This is a genomic window from Mycolicibacterium hodleri, assembly GCF_025822245.1.
In the GTDB taxonomy this organism is placed as follows: Bacteria; Actinomycetota; Actinomycetes; order Mycobacteriales; family Mycobacteriaceae; genus Mycobacterium; species Mycobacterium hodleri.
Genome location: NZ_JACKTL010000033.1, coordinates 220,312 through 234,809, shown reverse-complemented (window position 1 = coordinate 234,809; position 14,498 = coordinate 220,312). Strand labels below are relative to the sequence as shown.

Here is a 14,498-nt window from a genome sequence, read left to right as displayed (position 1 = left end):
CGTGGCCGCACACGACCATAGGAGGTGATGGGTTCCACATGCGTCCATACGAAATCATGGTCATCCTCGACCCCACGCTCGACGAGCGAACCGTAGCCCCGTCGCTGGAGACGTTCCTCAACGTCATCCGCAAGGACGGTGGATCGGTCGAGAAGATCGACATCTGGGGCCGGCGCCGCATGGCGTACGAGATCCTCAAGCACCCCGAGGGCATCTACGCCGTCATCGACGTCAAGGCCGAGCCGGCCACGGTGTCCGAGCTGGATCGCCAGCTCAGCCTCAACGAGTCCGTCCTGCGGACCAAGGTGATGCGGACCGACAAGCACTAGGCCTCAAAGCCCGTGCACGTCGGGGCGCGACCGTAGGCTGCGCTCCAAAGCGAATCATCACCGAATCTCAGGAGGAACCTCGTGGCTGCTGGTGACACCAACCTCACCATCGTCGGAAACCTGACCGCCGATCCCGAGCTGCGGTTCACGCCGTCCGGGGCCGCCGTCGCCAACTTCACGGTGGCGTCCACGCCTCGGATGATGGACCGTCAGACCAACGAATGGAAAGACGGCGACCCGCTCTTCATGCGGTGCAGCATCTGGCGCGAGGCTGCCGAGAACGTGGCCGAGAGCCTCACCCGTGGTTCGCGGGTGATCGTGACCGGTCGCCTCAAGCAGCGCTCGTACGAGACTCGTGAGGGTGAGAAGCGCACCGTCGTGGAGCTCGAGGTCGACGAGATCGGTCCGTCCCTGAGGTACGCGACGGCCAAGGTCAACAAGGCCAGCCGCAGCGGCGGTGGCGGAGGTGGCTTCGGCGGAGGCGGTGGTGGCGGTTCACGCCCCGCGGCCAGCAGCGGTTCCAACGATGGCCCGAGAGACGACCCGTGGGGCAGTGCTCCCGCGTCCGGTTCGTTCAACGGCGCCGACGAAGAACCCCCCTTCTGATCAACTGATTTCCAAGTACTGAGAAAGAGATAGACATGGCGAAGTCCTCCTCCACGAAGAGGCGCCCGGCTCCCGAAAAGCCGGTCAAGGCCCGGAAGTGCTCGTTCTGCTCGAAGAAGGGCAAGAACCAGATCATCGATTACAAGGACACCGCGTTGCTGCGGACCTACATCAGCGAGCGCGGAAAGATCCGCGCCCGTCGGGTCACCGGTAACTGCGTGCAGCATCAGCGCGACATTGCGATCGCAGTCAAGAACGCCCGCGAGGTAGCCCTGCTGCCGTTCAGCGCGACGTCGCGCTAAGCCGAACGAAGAGAACTGACATGAAACTGATTCTGACCGCTGAGGTCGACCACCTGGGTTCGGCCGGCGACGCCGTCGAGGTCAAGGACGGCTACGGCCGTAACTACCTGCTGCCCCGCGGCATGGCGATCGTGGCGTCGCGTGGCGCCGAGCGCCAGGCCGAGGAAATCCGCCGGGCCCGCGAGACCAAGACCGTCCGCGACCTGGACCACGCCCAGGAGCTCAAGGCCGAGCTCGAAGCGCTTGGCCCGGTCTCGTTGCCGGTGCGCACCGCCGGTGCAGGCAAGCTGTTCGGCTCCGTGACCACCGGAGACATCGTCGGCGCCATCAAGAAGGCGGGCGGCCCGAACCTCGACCGGCGCACCGTCAACCTGCCCAAGGCCCACATCAAGGCCACCGGAACGTACGCCGTCGCGGTGCGTCTGCACCCCGAGGTCAACGTCGGCGTTTCCGTGAACGTCGTCGCCGAGTAACTGCAACAGCATCAAACGCCCGGGTGAAGGGTTGATCGATCTTCGCCCGGGCGTTGCTGTGCGCGCTGGCGAACTTAATCGGCCGGTTGCGAACCGGCGAATCTAACCGGCTGTTAACCTCTCGGGCCCGAAAGCGCAACACAACACGCCCGAGACGGAAACCACGGACGACACGCCGAGGCAAATCCAATCCACAAGCGCGCACATGGCTGCTAGGGCCCTCAGCTGCGGCGATGGCCTAAAACTCGTCGGTTGTGCACAGGTTGTCCCCAAGGGCTCAACATGGCCCACCTCATCTATGCACACGGCGTCCACAGGTCTGTCCACAGCTGCCGTTTGCGCCCATTCCAGCAACGTCTCTACGGTGAGCCGTCGGTGTCGGCGTTTACTCTCGCGGGGGAGTAGGTCGAATACGTGTTCGAAGCCGATGTGACGTGAAGGGGGAGGTGGACGCTTCGTGGCTGTCGTCGATGATCTGGGCCGGCCGGGCGGCTCTGGAGGTCGCCCCGAGCAGGACGGACCGCCAGCCGAGGAGTACGGCCGCCAGCCTCCGCAGGACATGGCCGCCGAGCAGTCGGTGCTCGGCGGGATGCTGTTGTCGAAGGACGCCATCGCCGACGTGTTGGAGCGGCTGCGCCCGGGTGACTTCTACCGCCCCGCGCACCAGAGCGTGTACGACGCGATCCTCGACCTGTACGGGCGCGGCGAGCCGGCCGACGCCATCACCGTCTCGGCCGAGCTGGACCGCCGCGGGCTGCTGAAGCGCATCGGCGGGGCGCCGTATCTGCACACCCTGATCTCCACCGTGCCGACTGCGGCCAACGCCGGGTACTACGCGGGCATCGTGGCGGAGAAGTCGCTCCTGCGGCGCCTCGTGGAGGCCGGAACGCGGGTGGTGCAGTACGGCTACGCCGGCGCCGACGGTGCGGATGTGGCCGACGTCGTGGACCGCGCCCAGGCCGAGATCTACGAGGTCACCGAACGGCGCACGACGGAGGACTTCGTGGTCCTCGAGCACCTGCTGCAGCCGACGATGGACGAGATCGACGCGATCGCCTCCCAGGGTGGCGTGGCGCGTGGCGTGCCGACCGGTTTCACAGAACTCGACGAGGTGACCAACGGTCTGCATGCCGGGCAGATGATCGTGGTGGCGGCTCGTCCCGGTGTGGGCAAGGCGCTGGCGTTGGACACGCCGCTGCCCACGCCTAGCGGCTGGACCACCATGGGTGACGTCACGGTCGGCGACGAGTTGATCGGACCCGATGGCGAGCCGACGCGCGTGGTGGCGGCGACCGAGGTGATGACGGGACGGCCCTGCTACGAGGTCGAGTTCTCCGACGGCACGGTGATCGTGGCGGACGAGGAACACCAGTGGTTGACCGATACCCGCGCATCCCGCAAGTCGGCTCAGGCGGCAGCGGTCGGCTACAACCGATACAGGAACCAACGCACGTTCGCCGCTGTGCGGACTACCCGCGAAATTGCGGAATCGGTGCGCTGCCCGACGGTCGACCAGCGACTGAACCACTCGGTCACGAATACGTCGCCGATTCGAGGCGAGGAGCGCGAATTACTCGTTCCGCCTTACACGTTGGGTGCGTGGCTCGGTGATGGCACGACGGCCGCGGCACAGATCACGAGCGCTGATCCGGAGATCATCATGCGCATCGAGTCGGAGGGGCTGGTAGCCCGCAAGTCTCCGTCTGCCATCTACCGATACCAATTGCTCCTCCCCGAAGCGCCGGCCACTCCCGTCCGCAGATGTGTGGTGTGCGGCAAGGAGTTCCTGCCGCAGACCAGCCAGGTCAGGACGTGCGGACGCAGCTGCGGCGGACGCGCACGGTTCATGTCGGACGCCGTCCCGGCCCCACGTTGTGAGCGCTGTGGCGGTTCGTCGATCGGACTGCGGATGTGCCAGTCGTGCCGCAACGCGGTAGGCACGCTGCAGGCCAGGCTGCGCACGCTCGGAGTGCTTGGCAACAAGCACATTCCCGTCGAGTATCTCCGCGCCGCGGAGACGCAACGCCGTGCGCTGTTGGCCGGTCTGCTCGACACCGACGGAACGGTCACGCACGGCGGGTCCGTGCAGTTCTCGGTGACCGATCCCCGGCTTGCAGCGGATGTCGCCGAGCTCGTCGTCAGCCTGGGGTATCGCTGCCAGACGTCGACCAAGAGGGTGAGGGGGAGGAGCGAAGCATCGTCGGTGGCATACACCCTCACCTTTGCCACCGAGGACGACGTCTTTGGGCTGCACCGAAAGTCGGTGCTACACAAGGAGCGTCGCGCCCCAGTCAACCTGGCGCGCTCCGGGTCCAGATTCATCGTCGAGGCCCGTCGCGTGGAGAGCGTTCCGGTGCGTTGTGTGGAGGTCGGCAACTCGACCCACATGTACCTGGCCAGCCGGTCGATGGTTCCCACGCACAACTCGACGTTGGGTCTAGATTTTCTGCGATCCTGCTCCATCAAGCACCGGCACTCGAGCGTCATCTTCTCCCTGGAAATGAGCAAGTCCGAGATCGTCATGCGCCTGCTGTCGGCGGAGGCGAAGATCAAGCTCGCCGATATGCGATCCGGGCGCATGAGCGACGACGACTGGACGCGGCTCGCGCGGCGGATGAGTGAGATCAGCGAGGCGCCGCTCTACATCGACGACTCGCCCAATCTGACGATGATGGAGATTCGCGCCAAGGCGCGTCGGCTGCACCAGAAGGCGGACCTCCGCCTCATCGTGGTCGACTACCTACAGCTGATGACCTCCGGCAAGAAGGTCGAGTCCCGGCAGCAGGAAGTCTCCGAGTTCTCCAGGCAGATCAAGCTATTGGCCAAGGAACTCGAGGTCCCGGTGGTGGCGATGAGCCAGCTGAACCGTGGTCCGGAACAGCGCACCGACAAGAAGCCCATGCTGTCTGACCTTCGCGAGTCGGGATCGATCGAGCAGGATGCGGACATGGTCATCCTTCTCCATCGCCCGGACGCGTTCGAGCGCGACGATCCGCGCGGCGGTGAGGCGGACCTCATCATTGCGAAACACCGTGCGGGACCGACGAAGACGGTCACCGTGGCGCATCAGCTGCACCTGTCGCGGTTCGTGGACATGGCGCGCTAGGGTCTCCGTAAACTTCTCAGGTTTGATTTCCAGTTCTCAAATGAAATGTCCATCTGATGTCCAATTGGCTATCTGAATGAGATTCCGCCCATCGAGCCAGCGGTAGCACTGGTGGCCGGCCGCTGATCAGCGCCCGGGGATGGACCACTCCCGCGGAAGCTGCCTGCCGGGCGTTTCGGACCGACGCCGATCTGAGTGGCGGCCGACGACACTGTCCGAGTGACCCACCCCAAGCAGGGTGCGCCTATGCCTCACCCAAACTCGGCCGGTAGTCCGCCGCCTCGGCCTCGGCAGCGAGCAACGCACCCAATTCGCCTTCCTGCTGGGCGACAAACACACCGATAACCTGCCGGCACACCTCCGTCACGCTGACCCCGCGCATATCAGCAATACGTTTCAACCCGACCAGCATTGACGTCGACACGTGAAACTGCACGGCGAACTGACCGCAAGAACCATCCTCGGGCGGTAACCCCGGACCAACGACCACCGGATGATCTGATCCGAATTCGTCAACAACAGCACGGCGAGCCCTCTCAACGGCCCCACCACTAGCGCCGCCAGCAACGCCCTCGTCCGGGTCGCGGAACTCCTCATGGCTGAACAAACCCATTGCGCCCACGCTAGACCTTGCAGAATGCCGAAGCCGCCGAGTGAGCGGGTGCGGCCTGCAGGAGACCAAGGCAGCGGCGAGGCGCTGCGGGGGCCGGAGCGGTGTGGCCGTGGTTCTCAGTGCGGCTGGAAGGGGGTTCTCACTGCGTGGCCGACGCGGACGCCACTTCCGGCAAGCCGGCGTTCCGCCGCTTCCACGGCGCTCTATATGCCCAACAGCTCAGCGAGACAGGCGCGACGTTCCCACCGATGCCCAGCTCATCGAGATCGCGCGCCGGGCGGGCATCGATGGCACGGTGCCTGAGTGCGTCAAGAGCGGCAGTATTTGGACGCTGTGGGGGCCTGGCTACCGCGAACGGGGTTAACGCGTGCGACGCATCCACTGATGGCTTCAGACCCTGGGGCGGCGCATAGGACGGCATCTCCAAGAACTACTGCAGTACAGATACTTTGGGGCGGTCTAGTGCCTTGCGGGCGGGATGCCGTGGAACTGCATCACAATCACGAAACGAGACTGGTGGTCGCGGTTGAGGCACTCCTCCCGAATCTGGTCGTTCAATGTAGCCGTTGTTCCACGAGGTACCCGTCGGGATGTGGCGCATCCCGACCCTTGCCCCATAAACCGTTGCAGCGCTTGAGACATCAACTCCGCGCCCTTGTCCATCCGCTACATCATCGGAGTACGGCCGGCGGCGGACAATGCCGTCTCGCAACAGAGAATCGCGGGTGTTCGTCGATCATCGACGCGATCTCGACTGCCTTCCCATCGACGACAACGGCATGCGGGCATCGAGCAGGCGTGCTGCCTGGCTGCTTGCACGCTCGTCGCCCACGACCAGTGCGAGGCGGTTCGTCGTCGCCCTTTAGTCCGTGGCGCGTAGTGCGTCGACTAGTCCGTGGCGCGTAGTGCGTCGACCAGGCTGGTGGAGGGGCGACCAGTCAGCTGGCGCAGGTCGTCTCAGACCTTGGACAGCACGCCGGTGGCGATTGACCGGTCGAGTGCCACCAAGAAGTCTGCGTTCGGGGAGTCCACCCCGGTGCCGGTCAGGATTGTGTGGAGTGCATCCGGCGTGACCGGGGTGTACTGCACAGGGCGGCCCAGCACCTCGCCCATCGCAGCGGCGATGTCGTTGTAGGAGTAGTCGAAATCGCTAGTGAAACTGTAGGTCTTCGTTTGTGTCCCTCGGTGGTGATGACGACCGCGAGGGCCTCGGCGAAGTCGCGACGCGATCCCGGTGCCACGACCGCGTCACCGACCGCGGCGGGGAAGGTGCCGGTGTGCTCGGCGCCGCGCAAATGCGGCACGTAGTTCTCGATGTACCACCCGTTGCGCGGGATCGTGTGGCGCACCCCGCGCCACGGAGAATGTCCTCGGTCGCCGCGTGGTCTGCCCCGACTGGGCGGGAACGGGGATCATCAGCGCGGACCCCACTGGTGTAGTAAAACTCTGCGACCCCCGCCTTCTGCGCGGCCTCGATCACCCTGGTGTGTTGTGCGACCCGGTCGGGCTCAGTGCCGGATATGAGCACGACGGCATCATGCCCTTTCACCGCCCTGGACACCTGTGATGGGTCGGACACGTCGACGTGGGCGGTGCCGAAACCGCGGCCGCCGTAGTTCGCGAGCGTCTCGGTGTTGCGTCCGGCGGCAGTGACGTCGCGTTCGGCGACACCGCGCGCGACCAGGGCGTCCAGGACGCGGCCGCCGAGGGCTCCGGTCGCGCCGAAGATGAGCGTGGGCATGAGCTATGTCCTCCGAATCGTTGAAAGGGCGTTGCCGGGGGCGCACGTCGATCGGCGACCTGCTGCCCCTTGGCGTCGGTCGGTCGGGCTATTCGGTGCGGTCGTGGAGGGTGATGTGGTAGCCGTCGGGGTCGGCGAAGCTGAAGGTGCGGCCGAAGGGGCCGTCGACCGGCGGTGAGACGATCACGTGGCCGTCGGCGACGAGGGCGTCGTGGATTTCTTGTACGTCGTTGGCGTGCAACCAGATTGCGGCACCGATGCCGGGCTGCGGGGCGGCTGCCAGGTCCGCGTCGGCGACGACGTCGCGCAAGGCGAATGTGATCGGCGAGGTCTCGAAGACGACGGCGTGCGGTGGTCCGGCCGGGGAGCGGACGAGGCCGAGGTACTGCTCGTAGAACGCCTGGGAGGCGGCGAGGTCGTGCGCTTGCAATGAGATGAAGTCGGGGCCGGTGACCGGCATGGTGCGGATCCTTTCGTCGTGTCAGTTATCTGACACGCCAAAGATATGTCAGAATGCTGACATGAGTCAAGACGGTGGGGGCGTCAACGTGGAGACGTCACTGGGATACGCGCTGAAGGAGGCATCGAGCGCCTTGCGCGCAAGAATGGAACAGGTGCTGCGACCGCTAGGGATGAACGTAACGCGCTACGCCTGCCTGGAACTGCTGGCTCAACGACCGGGCTTGTCGAACTCCGAGCTGGCACGGGGAGCCTTCGTGACACGCCAGTCGATGAACGTGCTTCTGCAAGCGCTGGAACGCGAGGGTTACGTCACCAGGCCCACGGAGGCACCCGTGGGGAAGGTTCTTCCCACCCGGCTCACGCCGAGGGGACGGCGGGAGCTGGAGAAGGCGACCGTGGCGGTCCGGTCGGTCGAAGTCAGAATGCAGGCAGGCTTGTCCGACAGTGAACGTGCAGCGGCGTTCCGGATTATGCAGAGCATCATCGGTTCGCTGCGCGCCGTTGGTGACGACGCCTAGCTGCGATGTCCAGGGGAATGACGGTGTTTCCCTAGATGCGAGACATGTGGGATTGACTGGCTTCGCGTCAGGTACGAGAACTATCGAACGGAGCCTCCCTACCGACATCCGTCGGGCCCGCTTGCCATAGATACATAACTGACCTCGACGTGCTTTCCAGTGATGTCATCGCCGCCGTCGACTACCCCGACCCCCGCGGCCTGAACTACGCCCAACTCACCGAGGTCTTGACCATGGCCTTCGCCTCACCCAAAGTCCTTGGTGCCAGCGTCGTCATCCTCAATCCCACCCAAGCCCAACCCGACGATCAATTGGCCCACTACATCGTCGACATGCTCACAAAGGCCATGCAGCACTGACCGCTCAGAACACGGTCGTCAGCTGAGACGAGAAGCGATCGACCTCGAATATCTAGAAGTGAGAACGCGTCGGGTGGAACCTGGCGATGGCGTCGATGACCGCGGCGCCCATGGCGGGGCTGCCGGTGTGGCCGGTGTGGCCGGTGTCCTCGATGATCTGCAGGTCGGCGTTCGGCCAGGCTTGAGCGAGTTCCCATGCGGTGAGCAACGGACCGGACAGGTCCAGTCGCCCGTGGATCAACACTGCGGGAATTCCCGGCAGGCGGTGCGCGTCCCGCAGCCCGCTACGCCACGGCGTCACCGAGCGCAGCGGGGAAAGCCCGGTCAACGCTGACTGGGCGTATTCTCGAGATCCGTTGCAACGGACCAAGTTCGTCAACCAGATAAGGCGCGGTCGCCGAACGCGTGCACGGCCAACGCGCTGAACCAATACGGTTGCCCCCCCGCCGCCGGAGCCTAACAGCGCCGCGCCGATGGCCAGCGTGTCGAGGTCGTCGCGGGTCAGCTGCCACATCATCGGCAAGTCTATGGGCCCGCGCTCCGGCCCGCAGGTAGTCGTCTCCGACGACGCGGTGTCTCCTTCGTCGTCGGACCAGTGCGTAGGCAACGATGGGACGATGGGTCACCTGGAGGTCGCGCACGTTGACTACTACCTGCCTGATGGGCGGCTGTTGTTGGCGGACGCGAGTTTCCGGGTCGAGCAGGGCGCGACGATGGCCCTGGTCGGTCCGAACGGGGCCGGAAAGTCCACGCTGATGCGTCTGGTGGTCGGGGAGCTGCAGCCCGACGAGGGCACGATCACCACCAGCGGTGGCCTTGGCGTGATGCCCCAATTCATCGGTTCGGTGCGTGACGACCGGACGGTCCGCGACCTGCTCGTCGCGGTCGCTCGCCCGTCCGTCGTGGCGGCGGCGAAGGCCGTCGACGTCGCGGAGTTGGCGATCATGACACGCGACGACGAGGCCGCGCAGATGGCGTATGCACGGGCGCTGAGCGACTGGGGTGACGCCGGCGGCTACGACTCGGAGAACCTTTGGGACGTCTGCACGGTGGCGGCCCTCGGCGTGCCCTATGACAAGTGTCAGTGGCGGCAGGTGGGAACCCTGTCCGGCGGCGAGCAGAAGCGCCTCGTTCTGGAGGCGCTTCTTCGCGGCCCCGACGAGGTGTTGCTACTCGACGAGCCGGACAACTACCTCGACGTGCCGGGCAAGCGCTGGCTGGAGGAGGAGCTGAAGAGAACCACCAAGACGGTGCTCTTCGTCTCGCACGACCGGGAGCTGCTGTCGGTGGCCGCCGACGCGATCGTCAGCGTCGAGCCCACGCCCAGCGGTTCGGACGTGTGGGTGCACGGCGGCGGATTCGGGTCCTTCCACGAGGCGCGGGAGCGACGGTTCGAGCGGTTCGACGAGCTGCGCCGGCGCTGGGACGAAAAGCACGCTCAGCTGAAGAAGCTCGTCCTGGACATGCGCGGGTACGCAGGGCGCAGCGATGCGATGGCGTCCCGGTACGCGGCGGCCCAGACCCGGCTGCGGATGTTCGAGGAGGCCGGGCCGCCGCCGGAGCCACCCCGCAAGCAGGAGATCACGATGCGGCTGCGCGGCGGTCGCACCGGACTGCGCGCCGTCACCTGCCAGGACTTGGGATTGACCGGGCTGATGCAGCCGTTCAGCCTGGAGGTCTTCTACGGTGAGCGGGTCGCGGTGCTCGGCTCCAACGGCTCGGGGAAGTCGCATTTCCTGCGGCTGCTGGCCGGCGAGGACGTCGCCCACACCGGCACGTGGAAGCTTGGCGCGCGGGTCGTCCCCGGTTTCTTCGCCCAAACACACGCCCACCCGGAGCTGGAGAAGCGCACCTTGGTCGACATCTTGTGGGAGGTGCACGCCAAGGGCCGAGGTGCGGCGATGGGTGCGCTGCGGCGCTACGAGTTGGAGCAGCGGGGCGACCAGCCCTTCGGCAAGCTCTCGGGCGGCCAGCAGGCGCGCTTCCAGATCCTGCTGCTGGAGCTACAGGGTGCGACCGCGTTGCTGCTGGACGAGCCGACCGACAACCTTGACTTGGAGTCCGCCGAGGCCTTGCAGGAAGGCCTCGAGCTGTATCAGGGCACGGTGCTGGCGGTCACCCACGACCGATGGTTTGCGCGCACCTTCGATCGCTTCCTGGTCTTCGGCGCTGACGGCAGTGTCCGCGAGACCACCGAACCCGTCTGGGATGAGGCCCGCGTCAAGCGCGCCCGCTGAAACCGCAAGGGGCCCATGTACACAGCTCGAAACCAGTCCGACAGCTCGGTCACCGATGGTCCTTGCCCTGCCGGATGAGAGCCGTTGTGGTCGTGGTGCTGGATAGCCTCTACTCCGCTGTGGTGGTGACGAAATGGCTCGTGCCGCGGCCGATGGTCTTGGCTTGATACATGGCGGTGTCGGCGTCGCGCAGAATGTGCGCGGCGTCGCGTGGATCGTCGTCGTCGAGGATGACGATCCCGATGCTGGCTCCGATGGTGATTCCCACCCCCTTGATGGCGACCGGTTGCGCTGACAGGCTCGCGTGGAGTCGGTCGGCGAGCGCGGCGAGCTCGAGTCGGTTGATGGGACCTCGGAGCAAGGCGATGAATTCGTCGCCCCCGAATCGAGCGATGAGGTCACCGGAACGGACCGCGCGTCGCAGGCACTGCGCGGTGATCCGCAGGACCTCGTCCCCGGCGTCGTGGCCGAGGTTGTCGTTGACCTGCTTGAGGTTGTCCACGTCGATGAACAGCACCGCGCCCAGCCCGGGGCCGCTGCCATCTCGCTGGACCGCGTCGGTAAGCAGAGCGAGGGCGTGGGCGCGATTGGGCAGCCCGGTCAGCGAGTCGTGAGTGGCCTGATGGGTGAGACGTTCGGTGGCCAGTCGCTGCGCGGTGACGTCGGCGAACGAGACGAGCACCGCCGAACGCGCCGGGTCCCCGGGATCGAGCAGGCAACAGTTCCCCGACAACCAGACCCGTTGACCGTCGTCGACGCGGTCCACCCCGAAGACGAAGCCGCTGAGTGGGGCACCGGTGCGCAAGACCTGGACCAATGGGTGCTCCTGAGCAGCAACCGGCCTTCCGTCGGCGTGATAGACGGGAAAGTCCAGCCCCCGGTGGGCGGGGCGGCGGTTCGCCGCGACCTCGGCCGTGACGCCGACGATGCGTCGGGCCGCAGGGTTGACGGACGCGACGCGGCCGTCACGTTCCAGCACGACGACCCCGTGGTCGAGGGAGGCCACCACCGTCGCGAAGTGTTGCTCGGCGCGGCGTAGCTCGGCTTGCGCGGCTTTCTGGTCGGTCAGATCTCGGAAGACGACCTGGTAGGCGGGCTCACCGCCCCACTCGGTCAGCACTGACACTGCCTCCACGTCGAGGAGGGTGCCGTCGAAGCGCAGCATCACAGCCTCCGAGGGCTGCGAGGCGTCGCCGTCCTGGCGAAGATCGCCGATGCGGGCCAGCATCGGTTCGATCGAGTCGGGATGGACGAACTCGGTGATGACATGGCCGACCAACTGGTCGCTGGACTCCGCAGCCATCCAGCGGACACCGGCCGGGTTGACGTACATCACTCGGCCGCCGACGTGCACGACGATCGCATCCGGGCTGTGATCGACCAAGCGCCGGTAGCGCTGTTCGACGACGAAGTCGAACCCCGGCGCCCGCCCGTCGAGGTCGCCGCCGGTGTTGCCAGCGCGATGACTCACGGCGTTCACATCTGGTTCTCCTCTTTGCTGCCTAGCCCACCACAGCGTGAACCGAATCGCAATCACACGGTCGAGCGCGTGTGACCTGCGGTTTTGGGGTGGTCACCAGCCGCGGCTTCGACGTTAATTGAAGGCGGGAACCACCCCGACGCGCAGGCAATTCACCATGATGAGGGGCACGACATGGCAACAGGACAAATGACCGTCACCGGCATCGGCGCCGTGACCGGCTACGGCTGGGGCACCCGGCACCTGTGGGCCGGGTTGCTCAGCGGCAAACCCGCCGCCACCCTGGTGTCCGGGTACGGCCACAACCGCGACGAAACCGTCTGGCTAGCTCAGGTCCCGCCCGGCGGTGATCCCGCCGACGGCGCCAGCCGATCCGCCCGGGCGATGCGCGCCGCCGCCCGCGAAGCCATCACCGACGCCCGCGCACGCGGGTGGACCCCGGGACGTCGAGTGGGCCTGCTGCACGCCGTGGTGCTGCCCGAGGCGGAGGAGTGGCGCCATTTCTACCTCACCGACGGCGGTCGTCGTCGGGTCCGTGACTACCTGGCCCTGATGCCGTCGACCCCGGTGTCGATGCTGATGCAGGAATACGGATTCCACGGCCCCGCCATGAACGTCTCGGCCATGTGCGCCTCGGGCAACGCCGGGCTGCTCACCGCGAAGATGTGGCTGGACGCCGACATCGTCGACGACGTCATATTCCTCGCGACCGACCTGTCCTTGACTCCGGAGAACGTCGACCACTTCGTCCGACTCGGGGTTGGCGTAGTCGACACCGAACCGTTGGACGCGTGCCGGCCCTTCCAGCAGGGCAGCCGAGGATTCGCCGTCGGTGAAGCCGCGGTCGGATTCGTGCTCACCCAGCGAACGACCAACCCCTACGTCACGGTGCTGGGCGGAGCGATGACCCACGATGCCCACCACCTGACCTCGGTCGACCCTTCCCTGACTCACGTCGTCGACTGCGTGCAGGAGGCGCTGCGTCGCTCCGGTGTGGACGCCGAGCAGATCCGCTACATGAACGCCCATGGCCCCGGCACCCAACAATGCGACACCGCCGAAATCAGGATTCTGGAGAAGCTGTTCGCCGGCCGACCCTCGATCTACTCCATCAAACCGCTGGCCGGGCACTGCCAAGGAGCCGCCGCTGCGGTCGAGGTAGCCGCCACGGCCCTGGGTTATCACCACGGCGTCATCCCCGCACCGCCCACAGTCGCTCCCGGACACCGGCGACTCCTCGACGGCGCCACGTCACTCACCGACGGCGTCACCCTCAAGACCTCCCTCGGAATGGGTGGCCACAACTCCGCCGTCGTCCTGGCACCACCGCATCACCGCTGACCTCACGGCCCGCCATCGTCTCGGAAGCGAAGGTTTTCGGACACCAACGTCGTCACTCGGTCGACTGGACGGAAGGAGACCAAGCTACGGTCTCGAAATCTGTTACGCAACAAGCGATTTGAGTTGATCCGGGGTGCTGGTGGGGGAGCGCACGCGATTGGTCCCTAGGGAAGCGTTTGAGCGGTAGCGAGGCCGATGCCGCTGCTACCGCCGGTGATCAGCGCGACCTTGCCTTCCAGTGATGCCGACATCTGCATCGACCTTCCTCTTGGGGGTGATGACACCGGTTCGGTGAATCGCCGATTGGCGATTGCCGATTGCCGTGCCCGTGTCAACGGCGGTACACGCCTCGGGAATGCGGGGATCAGAACCGCCAACGCATTGAACCTGGCGTCTGTTCGGCGGTACCGACTGCAGTCGCGGTGCGCGGTGTGACTTCGTAGACGAACCACGGCGACGGCCCAAGAGCAGGGGCATTGAACGGTGCGGTGATGCCGGTTCCCGAGTCGTCAGGCTGCGCGGGCCATCCACTCGTGGCCCAGAGTGCGGCGATCTCCGCCACGATCATCGGATCGGTCGCGCGCCGGGCTTCGCCTGACACCGTGACGTCGAATCCACGGGTGGCGGCGCTGATCGCGCAGCGTGGGTCGCGTGCGATGTTTCTTGCCTTGCGCGTGCGTTCGCCAGTCTGGAACCAGCACGAGCCCGCGTGCCAGAGCGCTCCCACGCTCGTCACGTGGGGGCTTCCGTCGGCGTTCAAAGTCGTCAGCCAGAACGTCGGGCGGTTCGGCGAGTGCGGGTCGTCGTGCGTCAAGAGTTCGACGAGCTGCGTCGTCACTTGGGACCACTCGATCGCGGGCAGCCCATCGGCCTCACCATGGTTCATTGTCTCCATGAATCTTCAGACTCCGCAGCGCCTCTAAACTCATCG

The 14,498-nt window shown here is 66.0% G+C and carries 15 protein-coding genes and 1 pseudogene; 9 read left to right on the top strand and 7 right to left on the bottom strand.

Annotated features, from left to right (window positions below):
• The first annotated feature begins 38 nt into the window (after positions 1-38).
• From rpsF to dnaB, 5 genes are all read left to right on the top strand, one after another.
• Positions 39-329 (top strand): 30S ribosomal protein S6, encoded by a 291-nt coding sequence (gene rpsF / locus H7J06_RS13645; protein WP_149479676.1) that lies wholly within the window; start codon positions 39-41, stop codon positions 327-329.
• Between the two features lie 81 nt (positions 330-410).
• Positions 411-935, top strand: coding sequence for a single-stranded DNA-binding protein (locus H7J06_RS13640; protein WP_264039428.1), 525 nt, complete (start codon positions 411-413; stop codon positions 933-935).
• Positions 936-970: 35 nt separating this feature from the next.
• Entirely contained in the window at positions 971-1,237 is a 267-nt protein-coding gene (gene rpsR, locus H7J06_RS13635; protein WP_056551394.1) for a 30S ribosomal protein S18, read from the top strand.
• 20 nt (positions 1,238-1,257) lie between these two features.
• Positions 1,258-1,710, top strand: a complete 453-nt coding sequence (gene rplI, locus H7J06_RS13630; RefSeq protein WP_149479673.1) for a 50S ribosomal protein L9 — start codon at positions 1,258-1,260, stop codon at positions 1,708-1,710.
• A gap of 457 nt (positions 1,711-2,167) precedes the next feature.
• On the top strand, positions 2,168-4,816 hold the full coding sequence (gene dnaB / locus H7J06_RS13625) for a replicative DNA helicase (protein ID WP_308205782.1): 2,649 nt from the start codon (positions 2,168-2,170) through the stop codon (positions 4,814-4,816).
• Between the two features lie 244 nt (positions 4,817-5,060).
• Here dnaB and H7J06_RS13620 read toward each other — a convergent pair whose 3' ends face one another.
• The 4 genes from H7J06_RS13620 to H7J06_RS13610 all read right to left on the bottom strand — a co-directional run bounded on the left by H7J06_RS13620 (position 5,061) and on the right by H7J06_RS13610 (position 7,630).
• Entirely contained in the window at positions 5,061-5,429 is a 369-nt protein-coding gene (locus tag H7J06_RS13620) for a hypothetical protein (RefSeq protein WP_264039427.1), read from the bottom strand.
• A gap of 957 nt (positions 5,430-6,386) precedes the next feature.
• Positions 6,387-6,533: a hypothetical protein gene (locus H7J06_RS13615; protein ID WP_264039426.1), complete on the bottom strand. Its 147-nt coding sequence runs from the start codon at positions 6,531-6,533 to the stop codon at positions 6,387-6,389.
• Positions 6,534-6,579: 46 nt separating this feature from the next.
• The gene (locus H7J06_RS32630; RefSeq protein WP_372515301.1) at positions 6,580-7,170 is read right to left on the bottom strand and encodes an SDR family oxidoreductase; all 591 of its coding nucleotides are present in this window, start codon (positions 7,168-7,170) and stop codon (positions 6,580-6,582) included.
• A gap of 88 nt (positions 7,171-7,258) precedes the next feature.
• On the bottom strand, positions 7,259-7,630 hold the full coding sequence (locus tag H7J06_RS13610) for a VOC family protein (RefSeq protein WP_264039424.1): 372 nt from the start codon (positions 7,628-7,630) through the stop codon (positions 7,259-7,261).
• 61 nt (positions 7,631-7,691) lie between these two features.
• Between H7J06_RS13610 and H7J06_RS13605 the strand changes: the two genes are divergently transcribed.
• A complete protein-coding gene (locus tag H7J06_RS13605) occupies positions 7,692-8,150 on the top strand; it encodes a MarR family winged helix-turn-helix transcriptional regulator (protein ID WP_264039423.1) in 459 nt (152 codons plus the stop codon).
• Positions 8,151-8,299: 149 nt separating this feature from the next.
• The gene (locus tag H7J06_RS13600) at positions 8,300-8,509 is read left to right on the top strand and encodes an arginase family protein (RefSeq protein ID WP_264039422.1); all 210 of its coding nucleotides are present in this window, start codon (positions 8,300-8,302) and stop codon (positions 8,507-8,509) included.
• A 52-nt stretch (positions 8,510-8,561) separates the two neighbouring features.
• On the opposite strand, the pseudogene H7J06_RS13595 reads toward H7J06_RS13600, so the two are convergent.
• Positions 8,562-8,789 (bottom strand): annotated as a pseudogene (locus H7J06_RS13595) (prolyl aminopeptidase); the annotation flags it as partial.
• Between the two features lie 337 nt (positions 8,790-9,126).
• Here H7J06_RS13595 and H7J06_RS13590 point away from each other — a divergent pair.
• Entirely contained in the window at positions 9,127-10,746 is a 1,620-nt protein-coding gene (locus tag H7J06_RS13590) for an ABC-F family ATP-binding cassette domain-containing protein (protein WP_264039421.1), read from the top strand.
• Between the two features lie 109 nt (positions 10,747-10,855).
• On the opposite strand, the gene H7J06_RS13585 is transcribed toward H7J06_RS13590, so the two are convergent.
• Complete coding sequence (locus H7J06_RS13585) at positions 10,856-12,217, bottom strand: diguanylate cyclase (RefSeq protein ID WP_264039420.1); 1,362 nt, start codon at positions 12,215-12,217, stop codon at positions 10,856-10,858.
• A 183-nt stretch (positions 12,218-12,400) separates the two neighbouring features.
• On the opposite strand from H7J06_RS13585, the gene H7J06_RS13580 reads away from it, so the two are divergent.
• Entirely contained in the window at positions 12,401-13,567 is a 1,167-nt protein-coding gene (locus H7J06_RS13580) for a beta-ketoacyl synthase N-terminal-like domain-containing protein (RefSeq protein ID WP_264039419.1), read from the top strand.
• A 364-nt stretch (positions 13,568-13,931) separates the two neighbouring features.
• Here the strand turns inward: H7J06_RS13580 and H7J06_RS13575 are convergent, their stop codons facing one another.
• Complete coding sequence (locus H7J06_RS13575; RefSeq protein ID WP_264039418.1) at positions 13,932-14,405, bottom strand: pyridoxamine 5'-phosphate oxidase family protein; 474 nt, start codon at positions 14,403-14,405, stop codon at positions 13,932-13,934.
• Positions 14,406-14,498: the final 93 nt, after the last annotated feature.